The organism is Alteribacter natronophilus, from assembly GCF_006007885.1.
GTDB classification, from domain to species: Bacteria; Bacillota; Bacilli; order Bacillales; family Salisediminibacteriaceae; genus Alteribacter; species Alteribacter natronophilus.
Window position 1 is genome coordinate 422,095 of sequence record NZ_VCRO01000004.1, and the last position, 16,942, is coordinate 439,036.

Below are 16,942 nucleotides of genomic sequence, written 5' to 3' on the forward strand. Positions count from 1 at the left end.
TTCAACCAGTTAAAGAGAACAATTCCAACCAGTTGGGGGCGAGCACCTCGTGCGGAAAGCAAAATTCAGATCCGTCATGGATTATATAAGGAAAAAGATTAAGCAGGGGGAATGGAGCGTGGGAAGTGCCCTGCCGAGCCAGCGGGAACTTGCCGGAACATTCGGGGTAAACCGGAGCACGGTTATTGCTGCACTGGAGGAACTGATCGCCGAAGGCCTTCTGGAAACCAGGCCGGGCAAAGGTACTTTTGTATCGGACAGTACATGGAAAGTCATGAGTGCCGGACAGCCGGCAAACTGGCATCGTACTGTGACGGCCGGTGTACACAAAGCCAGTCTTGAAACTGTGAAGGAGATCAACGAACGGGAAGCAAGAGGTACCGACATTCAGCTCGGGAAAAGCGAACTGGCCCCTGCGCTTTTTCCTGCAGCTGAAATCCGGGACATTCTCCACAAAAGGGCAGCACAGCTCACCTCCCTCAGCTACGAGGACCCGAAAGGAAACCGGGAGCTCAGGGAAGCGGTGAGCTCCCATCTGGCAAAAAAACAGATTTCAGTTTCCCCGGACTCGATTTTAATCGTTTCCGGTGCCCTCCAGGCACTTCAGCTCATTTCCATCGGCCTTTTGAGCACCGGCTCCACCGTCTATCTGGAAAGGCCGAGTTACCTTCTTTCCCTTTCCGTTTTTCAATCGGCCCACCTGAGACTCACAGGGCTGAAGGGAGACGAAGAGGGACTTGTGCCGGAGGAGCTGGAAAAGCGCCTCATTCCCGGGGAGAATGCGGCTCTGTATACGATTCCTACTTTTCATAACCCTACCGGCACGTTGATGAATGGCAACCGGCGCCGGACGATTATGGAAATCTGCCGAAACGGGGAAATTCCCATCATAGAGGACGACGTGTACGGAGATCTCTGGATTGATGATCCCCCGCCGCCGCCGTTAAAGAGCGGGGATGAATCGGGTAACGTGCTGTATCTCGGAAGCCTTTCCAAAACGCTTGGTCCCGGACTCCGGATCGGCTGGCTTGCGGGGCCCGAATCGGTCATTGACCGGCTGTCCGATTTAAAAATGCAGACCGATTACGGTTCGAGCTCCCTCTCCCAGGTGGTGGCGGCGGACTGGCTGACCGGAACAAAGCACGAGGAGCATATGAAAAAAGTCCGCCTTGAATTAAAGGCAAGAAGGGATACCGCAGTGGCAGCCCTGAACGAATACGCCGGTGACCTTGCAGACTGGCAGGTGCCTGCGGGAGGCCTGTTCATCTGGGTCCGTTTCAGGACGCCTCTTTATCAGAAGCGACTCTTTGAGAAAGCACTCGATGCCGGGTTGCTTTTAAACCCTGGAACCATTTACAGTAAACATGCTACCAGGCATGTCAGGCTTTCTTACGGGTATGCTTCGCTTAGGGAAATACGGGAAGGAATCCGGAGAGTAGCGGAGATCGTAAGGCGTATTCAGGACAGCCGGACCACCGGGCAGTAAAACGGACAAAATGATATACTGGCCACAATATCAGCTCTTTAAAGGAGTGGAAATACATGACCAAACTGATCCTGAGCCGGAAAGGTTTCGATTCTTCTGCCGGCCACGGCTATTCGCCGTACGATCCGGAGACGGGCCGCTATATCGTTCTGCCGATTCCTGAAACAGCAGAACGGGGCGGAGGACCGGGTTACCGGGACCTGGAGCTTGAACCCGGCTACCTGAGCAATATCAAGGCAAAAAATCTTCATGAACTGATCAATCATAAATCCCTCAACTACAGCAGTAAAACGAAAGCTGTCGTCAATAAGCACCCAGCCCACTACGATCCGGTTACAGGCCGGCCGCCCTGGCATACAAACGGCCCGTCCTACGGCGCGTTCGGCCAGTCGGATGCTGCAGCCGGGCACCTGCGCAATCACGGCGTGGGGGAGGGGAGCGTGTTTCTCTTTTTCAGCCGCTTCAAGCCCGTAAGTGACCGCCTGCACCCGCTCGATCTGCGCATGGCGTGGACGGATGGCGCATACTTTCTCTACGGCTGGCTCAAAGTCGGTAAAGTCTATACAGCGGCGAATCAGGACGAACTTCCAGGTGAGATCCGCCGCCAGCACCCCCACGGGTCGCCGGAGGATTTTGACAACCGCTCCAATAACATTATTTTCACCGCAGCCGACCGCCTGTTTGACGATTGCGACATTCCCGGAACGGGCGTGTTTCCAAAGCTCACAGATGATCTGCTTCTTTCATCACCGGAGCACCGGAACAAACCGACCGTCTGGAAGCTGCCGTCCTTTTTCCAGGAGGAGAAGTACTGTCCCACCTACCTGAACGCTCCGAGAACGCTGAAGGACCGCTGGTTCCACTGTGGAGAGGATTCCGGACTCTGCTACGTCCAGTCCACCGCCCGCGGCCAGGAGTACGTTTCCCCTCTTGAAGGGAAAAGTGAGGCATGGCTTCGGGAGCTGTTTAACCGGTAGCCGGCTCGGCTGCTCATGTCTTTTTGCCGCTAATCGCTCCAAGCTGAAATTAACCGCTCCAAGTCTCTGACTAATCGCTCTAAACAAGGGGCTAATCGCTCCGAATGAAAAACTAACCGCTCCAAACCTCCCCCCGGATCCGTCTGCACATGAAAAAAAGTATATATTCCTGAAGGAAAAGGGTATTCTTTCCCCTCCTAAAGTAAGGTAGGGTATACGCAGAGTCAATATTTCCAAACAGAAATGAAACAGCAGATCTGGAAAGGATGTGGGACGATGAAGACTTACGAGTTTTATATAAATGGTTCTTTTACTGGCAGTTCAAACGGGGAGACGCTCAGCGTAACCTCACCGGCAGACGGTCAGGCGTTTGCTGAAGTACCTGCAGGGACAAAAGAAGATGTAACCCGTGTGACCGGGAGTGCCCGGCAGGCATTTAAAAAGTGGAAAAAGCTCGCCACAATCGAGCGGGCAGCCTATATCGACAATCTGATCGAACTGCTTCGTGATGAGGAGAACCAGAAGCGGATCGGCCGCGCCATCTCCATGGAAATGGGCAAGCCGCTCAGCCATGCAATTGGCGAAGTTGGCGCCGCTGCGGAAATTGCCGCTTATCAGAATCAGTGGGCCCGCCGCATTGAAGGAGATATCGTGGACGCCGACAGCAGCAGTGAAAGGATCCTTCTCTACAAGGAGCCGATCGGGACTGTACTCTGCATTACACCGTGGAATTTCCCGATGTACGTGCTCTTCAGAAAAATGGTTCCTGCTCTTCTTGCAGGGAACACGGTCATTGCCAAGCCGAGCTTCAAATCGGCCGTTTCCGCCCTGGAGCTTGCGCCTCTCCTTAAGGAAGCCGGATTCCCGGATGGTGTTGTCAACGTCATTACCGGCCGCGACGAAGAGATCGGGGATGCGCTCACTTCAAATGAAAACGTCGGCATGGTCACCTTTACAGGAAGTACCGGAGTCGGGAAACATGTAGCCGCGCAGGCTGCCACGCACGTAGCCCGCACCTCTCTCGAGCTTGGAGGAAAAGCGCCGGCTGTGGTAATGAAGGATGCCGACCTCGACCTCGCCGCCCAGGCTATTGCCGGCGGACGCCTCGCCAACAGCGGCCAGGTGTGCAACAATACGGAACGCGTGTATGTCCACGCCTCCGTAAAAGATGAGCTTGCGGAAAAACTGAAGGAGCAGTTCTCGTCCTATCAGGTCGGAAACGGGATCGACAACCCGGATGTCGACATGGGGCCGCTTGTGAGCGAGGAAGACGGGAACCGGATTCACGGCATTGTGGAAAAAGCCCGTGAACAGGGGGCAGAGGTGCTTACCGGCGGACATTTCCTTGACGGGTTGCCGAAAAGCTTTTATCCGCCGACCCTTCTCGACAATTGTACACAGGATATGGACGTTGTCCGCGATGAAGTTTTCGGTCCGGTTCTGCCGATCGTGACGTTTGAAACGATCGATGAGGCGATCGACATGGCGAACGATTCCATCTACGGCCTGACAGCCAACGTTTATACAAACGACTACCGGTCAGTGATGCGTCTTACAACGGAGCTCGAGTCAGGTGAAGTGTACGTGAACCGCCAGCAGGGTGAAGCGTTCCAGGGGTACCACACCGGCTGGAAGCAGTCCGGCATCGGCGGCGACGACGGCCGTTACGGATTTGAGGCCTTTCTCCAGAAAAAATCCGTTTATATGAACTTTGAATAAACCTAAAGAGCCCTCCCGCCGATTCAGGCAGGAGGGCTTATTTGTGCTGGGATTTCACAGTGAGTCGCAGTATTGCCGAGGTGAACGACCCTGAAGAACCAGCGAACCACCTAAAAAAAACATACCAGTCCGACACTACTTCTGATGACGGCGCCTGAACTCCGAGGGCGCCATGCCCATCTTCTTTTTGAAAATCCGGCTGAAATAAAAGCCGTTCTGGTAGCCGATGCTGGCTGCGATGTCATCCATCGTTTTTTCCGTTTCGATCAGGTACGTCCTTGCCTTCCGCATCCGGAGCACGGTCAGATATTCCATGGGCGGCATGCCCACCGACTGGTCAAAGCGCCGGGAAAACTGCACGTCGCTCAGGCCGGTTTCCCGGGCGGCATCTGCAATCGACAGGTCCGTAAACGCCTTTTCCTGGATCAGACGGAGCGCTCTTCTGACGAGGGGATCCTGGACAGAATCCTCCGGCTCCGCGATCATCTCCTCGTTTTCGAGTTCATGAAATAAAAGGATATCGGCAAGAAGGTGACCTTTCACCTCCAGGGCACGGCCGGTTTCAATAAAGGCCAGTTTCCGCAGACAGTCGTACGTGGTTTCAAGACGCCGGCGGTTTTTTACCGAAATCAGGCCCTCGGGCACCACTGTCCCGTCCGGGGGAGTGAAGCGGAGAAAGTGAAACGTAAGAGGCCCTTCGGTGTACCGGTTCATGGGAATGTCCGGGGCACAGAAGATGACGTCACCTGCAACGGCAGTGTTTTTCTCATCGCCGATTTGATACAGCAGTTCCCCCTCTTCCACGCAGAACACCGTCCACTCCTCGTACACTTCCTTTTCGTAAAGAAAAGAAGGCAGGGCCTTCCAGTATGTATGCTGATGAACGCTGAATGGTTTGCTGCCCAAACTGAAGCTCTCCTTTTAATGGTGAAAAAAAGTATAAATCCATACAGGAAAGGTGCATGGTCTTTTTCCTGCCTGTCTTTTATTATGACAGCATGTATGACAGTACACCAATGATTAGTCTGACCAAAACGCTGTGAAAGGATAGATAAAATGAAGATCACATCCATAGAAATTAAACAGTACGTTATGCCGCTGGACCCGCCATTTAAAGCGGCATGGGATCCGGCACCGCGAAAGAATTTTGCCACAACGCTTGTGTTTGTTCATACCGACGAAGGCATTACAGGCGTTGGTTCCGGTGACCTGATGTTCGGATTCCAGGGCCACGAACACCTCTTTATCGGACGCGATCCGTTTGAAATCGAGCGCCATTACCAGGTGCTCGACAACATCGACTTCCACTACGGCCGCTGCTGGCCGCTTGATCTCGCCCTCTGGGACCTCATGGGCAAAAAAGCAGGCCGTCCCGTGGCCGATCTTGTAGGAGGAAAGCAGAACAAGATTCTTGCGTACGCCTCCACAGGGGAAATTGTGGAACCGGAAGTAAGAGCCGAGCGCGCGAAGCAGTTCGTGGAGCAGGGCTACAAAGCGATGAAAATCCGCTTCCACCATGACCATGTCCGCGACGATCTGAAAGTTGTCGAAGCTGCCCGCAAAACAGTGGGGGATAAGCTGGAGATCATGGTTGACGCGAACCAGGGATGGAAAATGCCGTGGGACACAGAGCCGACTTGGGATCTGAAGAAGGCAGCCCAGGTAGCGAAAGAGCTGGAAAATCTCGATGTGTTCTGGCTGGAAGAACCGCTTCCCCACGAGAACTTTGACGACATGAGAAGACTCCGGGAAATGTCTGGCATCCGGATCGCAGGCGGAGAAATGAACCGCCGCTCCCACGACTTCCGTGAAATGAGTAAGCGCGGCTCCCTTGACGTGTACCAGCCGGACGTAGCTCTTGCCGGCGGAATTACAGGCGTGAAAAAGATTGCCGAATTCGTCCAGGGCAACGGCGCCTGGTTCAGCCCGCATACGTGGAGCAACGGCATCGGCGTACTGGCAAACCTCCATCTGGCTGCCGGTGTGAGCAACTGTCCATACCTGGAATTTCCGTTTGATCCTCCGGCATGGACGGTGGAACGACGTGACTACATTCAGTCCACTAAGCTGACAGTCGGTCAGGACGGCTATATTCATGTACCTCAGACACCGGGACTCGGGATCGAGCTCGATGACGAATCATTGAAGAAATACGAAGTAAACAGTGCCTACGTAGGCGAGAAGGAATAGAGGGGAAAGGGGGATCATCATGAGCGCGTATCAGTTTCAGGTCCGTACCGCCATTCATGCAGGCGAAAATGAAGCGCGCAGCACAGGAGCGCTGACAGCAGGGAAAAGCCGGACAAAACAGGCGGTAATCGTCAGTGACCGCTTTCTTGTCCAGGCAGGGCTCACCAAGCCCGTGGAGGAAAGCATGATCGAAAGCGGCTTTCAGGTGCACGTATTTGACGAGGTCAGCAGTAACCCGACCCTCGTCGAAATCGACCGGATCGCTAAGCTCATCCGCAGTACCGGCAGTGACGTCGTGATCGGCATCGGAGGAGGCTCTCCCCTGGATTCCGCCAAAACAGCAGCACTCACAGCGGGTGCTGACCTCCCTGCCGCTCATTACGCACTGGGTGCCAATCCGTATCCGGCCAAAAAAGTAACAGTTGTTGGCATTCCGACTACTGCGGGAACCGGGGCGGAAGTGACGAGCACCGTTATCTTCTCCGACAGTGACCACCGGAAACTGTGGGGATGGGACGAGAGGATGGCCCCTGAAATCGCCATCCTCGATCCGCTCCTCACCCTCGGTCTGCCGCCGCATCTGACAGCGGCCACCGGCATGGATGCGATTGTTCACGCCATTGAAGCAGCTGCTGGCCAGGCGGCGGACCCTATTACCAGAGGAATCGCCATGCAGAGCGTTTCTCTTGTGGCAAAAAGTCTGGAGCAGGCAGTCGCAGTACCGGATGATGTGCAGGCGAGAGAGAACCTTCTGCTCGGTGCCGCCCTTGCCGGAATCGCCATTGAACACGGAGGTACCGGGATCGCCCATAACATCGGGCATGCCCTGAGTTCTGCCGCAGGTCTTCATCATGGCCAGGCTGTGGCAATCGCCATGTACCATGCCTATGACTTTAACCTCGGCTCCGACCGTACGGAGGTGTTTGCCGACGTGGCACGTGCCCTCGGCGTCACCGGACACTTCGGTGATCAGCGGGCCCTCGCGGCTGAAGGAGGGCGCGTATTCAGGGAAATGATTGAACGTCTCCCGATCTCCCTTCAAATTGACACCGAAGACCCGTGTGCGATTCTGGAAAAACTGAAGGCAAGCGCGTTCTCCGGGGAAAACGAGCCGATGCGCAACAATAACTGCCGGATCCCGGATGACCGGGAACTGGAAGCACTCGTGGAGCTTGCAGCGGGAAGATGAAGCAGGATGGGAACAAGGCTGGCATGAAATCAGCGTTGTACGGGTTCGTGCCAGCTAAATTTCGTTTAAGCGATTATTGATAGTTGGAAAATTATTATTCTATAAATCGAGGCAATAAAAAGCCGTATTGAATCATTACAATTCAATACGGCTTTTAAAGGTGTAAGAAACTTTGTTTTCAGCTGAAATGACTATTATGCCTGTACAACCTTACGTCGAATCAGCATGAAAGCTCCAGCACCTGCAGCCAAGAGTCCAATTAACAGCATCATCGGATATGAATTAGCTGTTACTGGAAGAGCATCTCCGTCATCTGAGCTCTCATCAGAGCCATTTGCTGCCTCACCTGCGTCTTCTTCAGTGGCGTCTTCTTCAGCGGCTTCTTCTTCAGTGGCCTCTTCTTCAGTGGCCTCTTCCTCAGTAGTTTCTTCTTCAGTGGCCTCTTCTTCGGCAGCTTCTTCTTCTGTGGTGTCTTCACCAGCTTCATAGGCTAAAAAGTCACTCTCCATACTGGATGTAAGACTTTCACATGGCACCCCATCACTGTCTCCATCCAGGCGTTCCGGATCGTTTTCAGAGTTATAGCCGTGAGAAGTCCAAAACTCATAGACTTCTTCTCCAGTGCTGAAATCACCACAGTTAACGGTTCCTTCCTCATGATCAGCCATTACCGTTGACATGCTCCCGAAACTCACAAGTACGACACTGGTTATTCCTATAGCCCATTTTTTCAGCATTCCTTTTTCCCTCCTTTTTATGCAGGATATACCATTTCTCGAAGTTAGTATTGCACAGAATTAGTAATAGATCAACAAGAAAACTGAAAATTTAGATAAAAAACTGTTTTTACGAGGAAACTTTACAAAGAATTCATTGTAAATTAACCTGCACGCTGGTTTTTGTGAAGTTTAGAGCCAGATAAGCTGCGGAAAAAGCCAGTGCGGAAGATACGTAAAATGCACTTTTGGTTTGGTAACATAACAGCCTGCAGACTCCATTTCATAAACGGGGAATATAAAGGCCGCGGCAGGAAAGTTTAACATCGTTTTCACGTAAGGCAGGGGAGGGGTTCTAAAACACTTTCAAAAAAATTTCTTCTGAAAAAACACCGGTTCTGCAACCATGTAAGCGTTACCGGGTTTTTTCACCCTGAAAAACCCCGTTGACAACCTGGAGCTCACAGGTCTAGAATAGTCTCAACATTAAAATTAATTAAATAACCTCTTATCCAGAGTGACCGAGGGACCAGGCCCGATGACGTCCAGCAACCATCCGCCATGCGGAAAGGTGCTCCTTCCTGCAGAATGCAAATTCTGAGAGATAAGGTATAAATGACTCCTCTTTCAGACGCATTGAAAGAGGTTTTTTTATTGCCTTAAAGTGATGAAACCGGGAGGAAAACCCGGCATTTTAACACCCTGAAAAGGAGGCGGAACAGATGACTGCACTAACAGTCCAGCCCGGGCCTGGTACATATGTATGTGAACCCGGTTCGTTCAGCAGGATCGAACAATACCTGAAAACCTACGGGTACAGCCGTGTTCTTTTTGTCCACGGAGAACGCTCCTTCCGTGCAGCCGAAACGTATCTGCAGTCATTTGAAAACACGGAAGTCACTTACTTCAGGTACGACGGTCTCTGTTCGGATGCGGAAACAAAAAGAGCAGCCGCAGCAGCCGATCAGGCAGGCGCCGAAGCCGTCATCGGGCTCGGCGGCGGAAGCGTACTTGATCTGGCCAAAGCAGCCGCCAGCCGCCTGCAAAAGGATGCTGTTCTGCTCCCGACACTGGCCTCCACGTGTGCGGCATGGACCGGGCTCAGTGTTATCTATGACGATGAGCACCGCTTTATCAGGTTTGACGTTTATGACCGGCCGACGCGCCTGGTGCTCGTGGAACCGGATGTCATTGCCAGGGCACCGGTCCAGTACCTGAGGGCAGGCATTGCCGATACACTGGCAAAATGGTACGAAGCGAAGGCCCTTGCGGCAGGCATCGATGAGCCGCCAATCCCGGTGACGCTGGCTCTCAGCACCGCCCGGATCTGCCGGGACACCCTTCTGCACCATGCTGAAGATGCTGTTCGGGCGGCGGAAAAGGGAGAACTCACTTCTCCGCTGCAGAAGGTAATCGAAGCCAACATCCTTGCCGGGGGCCTTGTGGGGAGTCTCGGTGACAGATACGGCAGGGTTGCCGCTGCCCACTCGGTGCACAATGCCCTGACGCAGTTTGAAGAAACCCGGTCGTACCTCCACGGGGAAAAAGTCGCCTACGGCATCCTGCTCCAGCTTGAACTTGAAGGGGATACAGAGGCGATCGCGGAGCTGCTTCCGTTTTACCGCGCCCTTGGGCTCCCTTCTTCACTGGCTGCCCTGGGACTGAAAAACCGTGCCGAAGTAAAGGAAGCCCTGGCATCACGGGTGCTCATACCCGGCGAATCGATTCACCAGATGCAACAGCGCTTCACAGAGACTGACATTATCCGCGCTGTTGAAGATCTGGAAGCCGAAACGGCATCTGACTCCAGCGTGCATGCAGGATAGATTTTATAAACAGTAATCCACCTAAAACAAAAGGAGACGATCATCATGAAGAAATCACTACTTACCACCATCGGAGCAGCAGGACTGCTTGCCCTTACAGCCTGCGGAGATTCAGACGCAAGCGGGGAGGAACTGTCTGAGGATCAGCTAAGGATCGGCGTCACAGCCGGCCCACACGAACAGATTCTTGAAAAAGTGCAGGAAGTGGCCGCAGACAAAGGGCTTGATATTGAGATTGAGGTTTTCACCGAATACGTGATGCCGAACATCGCCCTCGATGAAGGGGAGCTTGACGCCAACAGCTTCCAGCATACGCCGTATCTGGAGAACTTCCGCAATGAGCGGAACCTCGATATCGTGTCCGTTGCCGACACTGTGAATTTCCCGATGGGCATATATTCCGAGGAGCTCTCGGACGTTTCCGAACTTCAGGAAGGTGACAGCGTCGGTCTGCCGAACGATCCGACTAACGGTGCCCGCGCCCTGATGCTGTTTGAAGAAGCAGGCCTTATCACTCTTGAAGAAGATGCCGGTACCGAAGCGACGGTGAACGATATCGCCGATAATCCGCTTGACCTTAACTTTGTGGAACTGGAAGCATCCCAGCTTCCACGTCAGCTCAATGAGCTTTCTGCAGCCACGATCAACACCAACTTTGCTGTGGAACACGGCTACGTGCCGACTGAGGACTCGATCTTTATTGAACCGGAGGACTCGCCATGGTTTAACGTCATTGCCGTCCGTGAGGAAAACAAGGATGACGCAGTGATCGAGACCCTGATTGAAGCGTACCATTCAGAAGAAGTGAAGCAGTTTATCGAAGAGGAATTCCAGGGATCGGTCGTTACGTCCTGGTAATCGGTGATTGGGGAATGACTGAGGCAGCTGCAGCACTCGTTTTTCCCTTTTCACGGAAAAGATCTTCAGCAGCAGAAAGAGGGGAACAGCATGATTGAGCTCAAAAACGTATCAAAAACCTTTTATTCAAAAAAATCAGCCGTCCAGGCTTTAAGCGGTGTCTCCCTCAATGTCGGTAAAGGGGAGGTCTTCGGCGTGATCGGCTACAGCGGTGCCGGGAAAAGTACCCTGATCCGCTGTGTGAACCTCCTGGAAAAACCGACAGAAGGCCAGGTCATCATCGATGGGACCGATCTGACTGGGCTGCCGGCTTCAAAACTGCGAGAAAAACGTCAGAAAATCGGAATGATCTTTCAGCACTTTAACCTGCTGAAAACAGCGACTGTCTATGAAAACATCGCAATTCCGCTTAAACTCACCGGACTTTCGAAAACCGAAGTTGACGAGCGGGTAAAAAAATACCTGGCAGTAGTAGGACTGGACGATAAATCCGATGCGTATCCCGGCCAGCTTTCCGGCGGTCAGAAACAGCGTGTCTCCATCGCACGGGCCCTTTCCCACGAGCCGGAAATCCTCCTCAGCGACGAGGCCACAAGTGCTCTGGACCCGGAAACGACGGAATCGATCCTCGACCTGCTCCTTAGGATCAACAGGGAATTCGGCATCACGATTCTTCTCATTACCCACGAGATGCACGTCATTCAGAAAGTGTGTGACAGGGTCGCTGTCATGGAAGGCGGGGAAGTGGTGGAACAGGGCAGCGTGATCGATGTGTACGCACAATCCGCCCATCCGACCACAAAAAAGTTCATCGACAGCCAGTTCCCGATCGAAGCACCGGAATCGATGCTCAAAACGATTGCCGGAAAAGGGCCGATCGTCAAGCTTTCCTTCGTGGGCCATTCCACCGGACAGCCGGTGCTGTCGGAAATCGTCAAACGCTTCGACGTACACACGAACATCCTGTCCGGCAACATCGTTCAGATGAAGGACGAATCCTACGGCCGGATGATCGTTCATATTTCAGGTGAAACCGATGCACCGAAAGCCATCGAGGCACTAAAAGACGCCGGCGTACAGGTGGAGGAGGTGAATCTCGATGACGTTTAATCCAGCAGAATTTATCGACCGGTGGGGCAGTAACATCTGGCAGGCAACGATCGAAACGTTCCAGATGGTGGGGATCGCCCTGTCCATCTCCATCGTCATCGGGCTCCCTCTCGGTGTAATCCTCGTCCTCACACGGCCGGGAAAAGCTCTCGACAACAAGTATCTGTACCAGTTTCTGAACGTCTTTATTAACGTGATCCGTTCGATCCCATTTATCATCCTGCTCTTTTTCATTCTTCCGTTTACGCAGCTGATCGTCGGAACGAGCATGGGTGTAAGGGGCGTTATCGTTCCCCTTGTCGTGTACACGGCACCGTACATTGCCCGTCTCATGGAAAATTCCCTACTTGAGGTGGATAAAGGCATTATCGAAGCGTACGAAGCGATGGGGATGAAAACCCGCCACATTATCTGGCACGTCATGATCCGCGAAGCGCGGCCGTCCATTATCCTCGGCCTCACGATTGCCACCATCGGTCTGATCGGCGCCACCGCCATGGCCGGACTTGTAGGTGCTGGCGGACTTGGGGATCTGGCCTACCGATTTGGCCACCTGCGCTACGAGGAAGACGTGATGATCGTCACAGTAATCCTCCTCATCATTCTCGTCCAGGGCATCCAGAGCCTCGGTAACCGGACTGCCGCCTGGCTGAAAAAGGATTAGAGGTGAACGCAAGTGACAGCAGAGACTGATTTTTCTATTTTGACAAAAGCGGAGACACTGGAGTACGAGGCGGGCAGGAGAATCCCGACGGGCCCATACGAATACGTCCGTTCCGGCTCGGGAAGCGAAGGGACAGCCCGGCAAAACAGGGCTGCATTTAACCAGTGGGATCTGGTTCCGAGAATGCTAAGAGACGTGAGCAGCCGTTCTCTTCGCACTCAGGTGTGGGATATCCCCCTTCGCACACCGCTCGCCCTCGCTCCTGTCGGGTTTCAGACGATCCTGCATCACGACGGGGAAGTGGGCGCTGCGCGGGCGGCTGCTGCCCACGGCATTCCCTTTACGGCAAGCACAGTGAGTTCCTATACAATGGAAGAAATCCGTGCAGCTGCAGGAAACGTGCCTGCCTTTTTCCAGCTATACTGGCCTTCGGATGACCAAGTGGCCGAAAGCTTTGTCCGCCGGGCGGAAAAGTGCGGCTACGATGCCATTGTCGTCACGGTGGATACGCCGATCCTCGGGTACCGGGAGCAGGATCTGCAGAACAGATATTTTCCCATGAAAGAAGGAGCGGGCATGGCCAACTTCAGGGCGGATCCTGTATTCAGGGAACGCTGCAGTCTCACTCCCGAGTCGGGTGACAGCGAATGGGCTGCCGCTATTGAACCACTCCTGTTAAATGAAAGCCTCACGTGGGAGCACATTGCCCTTCTGAAAGAATGGACCACGCTTCCGGTCGTGATAAAAGGAATACTTCACCCGGAGGATGCCCGTGAAGCGGTGGAAAGGGGCGTGGACGGCATTGTCGTATCCAACCACGGCGGCCGTCAGCTGGACGGAACGATCAGCTCCATTGAAGCCCTCCCGGATGTGGCAGAAGCTGTGGAGGGGAAAATTCCGGTCCTTTTTGACGGCGGCGTAAGACGGGGATCGGACGTGCTGAAAGCCCTCGCTCTCGGTGCGGATGTAGTCTCAATCGGCCGGCTGTACGCCTACGCTCTCACCTTTGGCGAGGAAGGCGTGAGGGAAGTGCTGGGGAACCTTGTCAGGGATCTTGATATAAGTCTCGCTCTGACAGGCGCCACAAGTGTCGGCGAGCTGGACCGGAGCATTCTGAAAAAGAGGACATCCTTATAATAGAAGAAAACCGCGGTTATGCAAAAAGCATGCCGTGGTTTTTTGGTGTTGGAAATGCATGGAGATTTGCTTTAGTAATATCGGGTATGCAGAAGAACTGATTTCATTTAATTTAATGATGGTGGTTTCTGAGTGTTTTTCGCTTGTATTCTCAGTGACTGGATTCGTTTGTATATTTCTTTAGTGGGTAGTCGTTTGAAGTTGCCCCGGATAAGAGGACGACTATTTACTTCATAGATCCAAACGCGTTTTGATGTATCAAGACCAATGTCTATACCAAATTCGTAGTTTTTCGGATAGATTGGACTCACGGCTTTTGATGCTTTAAGGATACAATCATGTAATGTTTTTATAACCTCTTTTCTTTCTGTTTCGGTGTAGTCAAGCAGTTTATCAAACAGCGAATCAAGTTCACACGGAGTTCCTCCCATGTGGGAGGTAGTCACTATTTCCCCTTGAGGCCCGAGCCGGGCACAAATTCCTCCTACAGTCCAAACCCCGTTTACGCGAATAACGTGACATCGAAGATCAAATTGCCTGCCATCTTTAGTAATGCTGTTTATCGCCTGTTGGATAATATGTCTTTTTCCATTTGTATGTTGAAGAACAGCTCTCCACAAAGAACTGAAATCACTATACTGTTCTTTCTGAGCCTTCCTGCTTTTTAGCAGAATAAATCTTTTACTTGTTTTCGAAATCTGAATGATCCCCTTTGATTTCCCTCCTTTATCAGGCTTTATATAAACTTTTTTGTAAAAATTCAACATAGAAGATAGACTTTTTTTGTTTAAAATTTCTGTTTTGGGGAGGTAAACACTTGTTTCCGGATAACAACTGAGCACATAACTAACCATTGATTTGCGTGCAACACTGTAATTTCTGATAGGCATGTGAAAGCCACCTTTTCTTTAGTTTAGTTCTTGTTACATTGGTATGTATTTTTTTTGAAATGGGTTGTTTAATAGTCCAGAAATTCGGTAATTCCATTTAATTGAATTTGCAGGTTTTATCCTGACAGCAAGTATACGGGGGTTCTAAATACAGGGTATCAGCGTGATTGGAAGTAAACAGACGGTCTTTGAGGAATGGGGAGGAGAGGAGCCGAAGATTTTACTGGTGGGAGAAAGTGTGTAATATTCCGGATGGCTCGGAAATAGTCTCAATCGGCCGGCTCTACGCCTACGCTCTCACTTTTGGGGAGGAGGGCGTGAGAGAAGTGCTGGGGAACCTTGTCAGGGATCTTGATATAAACCTCGCCCTGACAGGCGCCACAAGTGTCAGCCAGCTGGACCAGAGCATTCTGAAAAAGAGGACATCCTTATAATAGAAGAAAACCGCGGTGGCGTTTCTGGCCAGCCGCGGTTTATCTTTGCCTGAATAAATGAGCAGCCCCCTTGCTGGAGTTCTTCAGTCAATCAAGGCCATTTAGTGTGAAATCATTTCAGTCTTTATATCCTCTCCGTCCATACCAGCTGGGTAGTAGGTAGGCCAGTTGGTGACTTCGTCAAGCAGCTCGTCCCGGTCGTCACCCCAGTAAAAGTGGAAGTGATCAGCTTCTGTTGGAAAAATGTTGTGGTCGCTGAACTGAATGTAGGCAGGCATTTCCTCATCGCCTTCTTCCAGTTCAAAAATAAAGCGCACACCGCGGTTGCCGGCTTCATAAGTGAGAACTTCGTAACCATCGTAAACATATGCACCGGACCACTCACCTTCGTCGCTGGTGAATGTAAATCTGTCTTCTTCGATCGTGATGAAATCAACCTCTGTTTCGTAGCCGGTTTCATAATACTCGGTATATTCTTCAGCAGTCATAGAGTCACTAAGAGCAGCTTTATGTTCCATAACTTCATCCAGTTCACCGCTCATTAAGTAAGGATAAACAGACTGCCATTCCCCTTCCCAGTCAGATAACTCCCTGTCTTCAATCTGATCGTCTTCAAAGTAGCCGTCGTAGATTGCCTGTGATTCCTCATCATGACTGTGATTATGATCGTGGTCATGATCATCTTCTTCGTGACTGTGGTCATCCTCATCGTCCGGGGTATCTTCCACATCAGTATGCTCATCTGTCGGCTCACTCTCTCCATTTTCGGAAGCAGAAACCTCGGGAGCAGTAGTTGATTCCTCAGTGGTGGTGTCAGCCTGACATCCTGCCAGGAGGAGAGTTGTGGTAAGAGCTGTAAAATATAATTTGGATCTTTTCATTAGAGACACTCCTTTTGTTTAAATCGTAATGATTACTATTTGGGGTATAGGCCCGTTACCCTGCCTGGTCAATAACGGTAATGAAATGCAGGGAATAAGTACCGAATTTATTAACACTCCTGACAGGCAGAGGATGATGAATGGGTCCAATTGACCGAACCTTTCTGCTTGTGCGAACTGCACCTTTTTCTCCTCTGTAATCCATCAGAGATGAAACCCTTTACCTGCACCCACCGTAAAAAAGGGTGGGGGAGGGTTACATATGAAGCATACTGCCGGGCAGATCTTTTTCAGCGCTGTGCTGGTCACGCTTGTCTTCTTCCTGGAAAGGTTTACGGGAGGGCAGGTGTCCATACAGGCGTCAGCGGGCGGGGGTACCGCCGTTAATTCATCTTTTGTTATTTTCTTCATCTCCTCGGGCATTCTCACTTGCATTTACGCAGTATTTTTTCTGGAAGCCGAGAAAGAAAACAGCCTGTTTCAAAGCCCGTTCTGGAGTAAGATGCCGGTCCTGTCAGCTGTATGGGGGCTGGTATCTGTCACAGCGCTGGTCACAGCTTTTCTGACCATGCCGATGTCAGACCTGATGGGCGGAGGGACGGCCTTTTTTTACAGTCTAATTATTTACTTCCTGTTCCTTGTCTTTCTGTTTGTGTTTTCTATTGAAAACAGAAAACGAAAGCACTCATACTCTGAAGCAGTTCACCGTTCGTTTGGATTTACGATTGTGCTCTTCTTTGTCTTGTACGTCGTCATGTAAGAATGAAAACATACTAACATTAGTAGCACAGACCAAGGCCATGGTCTGTGCTACTATTTTTTTATAGTAGAAGTGAAGAAAGGCCGACCAGCCTCTGGGACCATG

General features: G+C 51.8%; 16 protein-coding genes and 1 riboswitch. Of the genes, 12 read left to right on the forward strand and 4 right to left on the reverse strand.

Going from position 1 to position 16,942, the window contains the following annotated elements; genetic code table 11:
* The first annotated feature begins 76 nt into the window (after positions 1 to 76).
* From FGB90_RS15015 to aldA, 3 genes are all read left to right on the forward strand, one after another.
* Entirely contained in the window at positions 77 to 1,486 is a 1,410-nt protein-coding gene (locus tag FGB90_RS15015; protein ID WP_138811692.1) for an aminotransferase-like domain-containing protein, read from the forward strand.
* Positions 1,487 to 1,542: 56 nt separating this feature from the next.
* Entirely contained in the window at positions 1,543 to 2,463 is a 921-nt protein-coding gene (locus FGB90_RS15020; RefSeq protein WP_138811648.1) for an Nmad3 family putative nucleotide modification protein, read from the forward strand.
* A 276-nt stretch (positions 2,464 to 2,739) separates the two neighbouring features.
* Positions 2,740 to 4,182 carry an aldehyde dehydrogenase gene (aldA, locus tag FGB90_RS15025; protein WP_138811649.1) on the forward strand — a complete coding sequence of 481 codons (1,443 nt, stop codon included), beginning with the start codon at positions 2,740 to 2,742 and terminating at the stop codon, positions 4,180 to 4,182.
* A 135-nt stretch (positions 4,183 to 4,317) separates the two neighbouring features.
* Here the strand turns inward: aldA and FGB90_RS15030 are convergent, their stop codons facing one another.
* Positions 4,318 to 5,088 carry a helix-turn-helix domain-containing protein gene (locus tag FGB90_RS15030; RefSeq protein ID WP_138811650.1) on the reverse strand — a complete coding sequence of 257 codons (771 nt, stop codon included), beginning with the start codon at positions 5,086 to 5,088 and terminating at the stop codon, positions 4,318 to 4,320.
* Positions 5,089 to 5,238: 150 nt separating this feature from the next.
* Between FGB90_RS15030 and FGB90_RS15035 the strand changes: the two genes are divergently transcribed.
* Positions 5,239 to 6,372 (forward strand): mandelate racemase/muconate lactonizing enzyme family protein, encoded by a 1,134-nt coding sequence (locus tag FGB90_RS15035; RefSeq protein ID WP_138811651.1) that lies wholly within the window; start codon positions 5,239 to 5,241, stop codon positions 6,370 to 6,372.
* 19 nt (positions 6,373 to 6,391) lie between these two features.
* Positions 6,392 to 7,561 (forward strand): iron-containing alcohol dehydrogenase, encoded by a 1,170-nt coding sequence (locus FGB90_RS15040; protein ID WP_138811652.1) that lies wholly within the window; start codon positions 6,392 to 6,394, stop codon positions 7,559 to 7,561.
* A gap of 194 nt (positions 7,562 to 7,755) precedes the next feature.
* Here the strand turns inward: FGB90_RS15040 and FGB90_RS15045 are convergent, their stop codons facing one another.
* Positions 7,756 to 8,298, reverse strand: coding sequence for an excalibur calcium-binding domain-containing protein (locus FGB90_RS15045; RefSeq protein WP_246056200.1), 543 nt, complete (start codon positions 8,296 to 8,298; stop codon positions 7,756 to 7,758).
* 484 nt (positions 8,299 to 8,782) lie between these two features.
* Positions 8,783 to 8,888, forward strand: a riboswitch (SAM riboswitch).
* 111 nt (positions 8,889 to 8,999) lie between these two features.
* Here FGB90_RS15045 and FGB90_RS15050 point away from each other — a divergent pair.
* The 5 genes from FGB90_RS15050 (at position 9,000) to FGB90_RS15070 (ending at position 13,872) form a co-directional block, all read left to right on the forward strand.
* Positions 9,000 to 10,103, forward strand: a complete 1,104-nt coding sequence (locus tag FGB90_RS15050; RefSeq protein ID WP_138811653.1) for an iron-containing alcohol dehydrogenase family protein — start codon at positions 9,000 to 9,002, stop codon at positions 10,101 to 10,103.
* Positions 10,104 to 10,148: 45 nt separating this feature from the next.
* Positions 10,149 to 10,961 carry a MetQ/NlpA family ABC transporter substrate-binding protein gene (locus tag FGB90_RS15055; protein WP_138811654.1) on the forward strand — a complete coding sequence of 271 codons (813 nt, stop codon included), beginning with the start codon at positions 10,149 to 10,151 and terminating at the stop codon, positions 10,959 to 10,961.
* Between the two features lie 90 nt (positions 10,962 to 11,051).
* Entirely contained in the window at positions 11,052 to 12,071 is a 1,020-nt protein-coding gene (locus tag FGB90_RS15060; protein ID WP_138811655.1) for a methionine ABC transporter ATP-binding protein, read from the forward strand.
* The gene (locus FGB90_RS15065) at positions 12,061 to 12,735 is read left to right on the forward strand and encodes a methionine ABC transporter permease (protein WP_138811656.1); all 675 of its coding nucleotides are present in this window, start codon (positions 12,061 to 12,063) and stop codon (positions 12,733 to 12,735) included. Before FGB90_RS15060 ends, FGB90_RS15065 begins: the two co-directional genes overlap by 11 nt.
* Before the next feature lie 12 nt (positions 12,736 to 12,747).
* On the forward strand, positions 12,748 to 13,872 hold the full coding sequence (locus FGB90_RS15070) for an alpha-hydroxy-acid oxidizing protein (protein WP_138811657.1): 1,125 nt from the start codon (positions 12,748 to 12,750) through the stop codon (positions 13,870 to 13,872).
* 107 nt (positions 13,873 to 13,979) lie between these two features.
* Here FGB90_RS15070 and FGB90_RS15075 read toward each other — a convergent pair whose 3' ends face one another.
* Positions 13,980 to 14,762 carry a YheC/YheD family protein gene (locus tag FGB90_RS15075; protein WP_138811658.1) on the reverse strand — a complete coding sequence of 261 codons (783 nt, stop codon included), beginning with the start codon at positions 14,760 to 14,762 and terminating at the stop codon, positions 13,980 to 13,982.
* Between the two features lie 167 nt (positions 14,763 to 14,929).
* Here FGB90_RS15075 and FGB90_RS15080 point away from each other — a divergent pair, with 167 nt between their 5' ends.
* Positions 14,930 to 15,196 carry an alpha-hydroxy-acid oxidizing protein gene (locus FGB90_RS15080; RefSeq protein WP_138811659.1) on the forward strand — a complete coding sequence of 89 codons (267 nt, stop codon included), beginning with the start codon at positions 14,930 to 14,932 and terminating at the stop codon, positions 15,194 to 15,196.
* Positions 15,197 to 15,297: 101 nt separating this feature from the next.
* Here FGB90_RS15080 and FGB90_RS15085 read toward each other — a convergent pair whose 3' ends face one another.
* Positions 15,298 to 16,086: a metal-binding protein ZinT gene (locus tag FGB90_RS15085; protein WP_438502705.1), complete on the reverse strand. Its 789-nt coding sequence runs from the start codon at positions 16,084 to 16,086 to the stop codon at positions 15,298 to 15,300.
* 253 nt (positions 16,087 to 16,339) lie between these two features.
* On the opposite strand from FGB90_RS15085, the gene FGB90_RS15090 reads away from it, so the two are divergent.
* Positions 16,340 to 16,837, forward strand: a complete 498-nt coding sequence (locus FGB90_RS15090; protein WP_138811661.1) for a hypothetical protein — start codon at positions 16,340 to 16,342, stop codon at positions 16,835 to 16,837.
* Positions 16,838 to 16,942: the final 105 nt, after the last annotated feature.

Bases quoted from the DNA above. Each gene is read 5' to 3' on its own strand.
- aldA (WP_138811649.1), top strand. From the start codon at position 2,740: ATGAAGACTTACGAGTTTTATATAAATGGTTCTTTTACTGGCAGTTCA.
- FGB90_RS15060 (WP_138811655.1), top strand. From the start codon at position 11,052: ATGATTGAGCTCAAAAACGTATCAAAAACCTTTTATTCAAAAAAATCA.
- FGB90_RS15040 (WP_138811652.1), top strand. From the start codon at position 6,392: ATGAGCGCGTATCAGTTTCAGGTCCGTACCGCCATTCATGCAGGCGAA.
- FGB90_RS15035 (WP_138811651.1), top strand. From the start codon at position 5,239: ATGAAGATCACATCCATAGAAATTAAACAGTACGTTATGCCGCTGGAC.
- FGB90_RS15020 (WP_138811648.1), top strand. From the start codon at position 1,543: ATGACCAAACTGATCCTGAGCCGGAAAGGTTTCGATTCTTCTGCCGGC.
- FGB90_RS15045 (WP_246056200.1), bottom strand. From the start codon at position 8,298: ATGCTGAAAAAATGGGCTATAGGAATAACCAGTGTCGTACTTGTGAGT.
- FGB90_RS15050 (WP_138811653.1), top strand. From the start codon at position 9,000: ATGACTGCACTAACAGTCCAGCCCGGGCCTGGTACATATGTATGTGAA.
- FGB90_RS15055 (WP_138811654.1), top strand. From the start codon at position 10,149: ATGAAGAAATCACTACTTACCACCATCGGAGCAGCAGGACTGCTTGCC.
- FGB90_RS15075 (WP_138811658.1), bottom strand. From the start codon at position 14,762: ATGCCTATCAGAAATTACAGTGTTGCACGCAAATCAATGGTTAGTTAT.
- FGB90_RS15065 (WP_138811656.1), top strand. From the start codon at position 12,061: ATGACGTTTAATCCAGCAGAATTTATCGACCGGTGGGGCAGTAACATC.
- FGB90_RS15090 (WP_138811661.1), top strand. From the start codon at position 16,340: ATGAAGCATACTGCCGGGCAGATCTTTTTCAGCGCTGTGCTGGTCACG.
- FGB90_RS15015 (WP_138811692.1), top strand. From the start codon at position 77: ATGGATTATATAAGGAAAAAGATTAAGCAGGGGGAATGGAGCGTGGGA.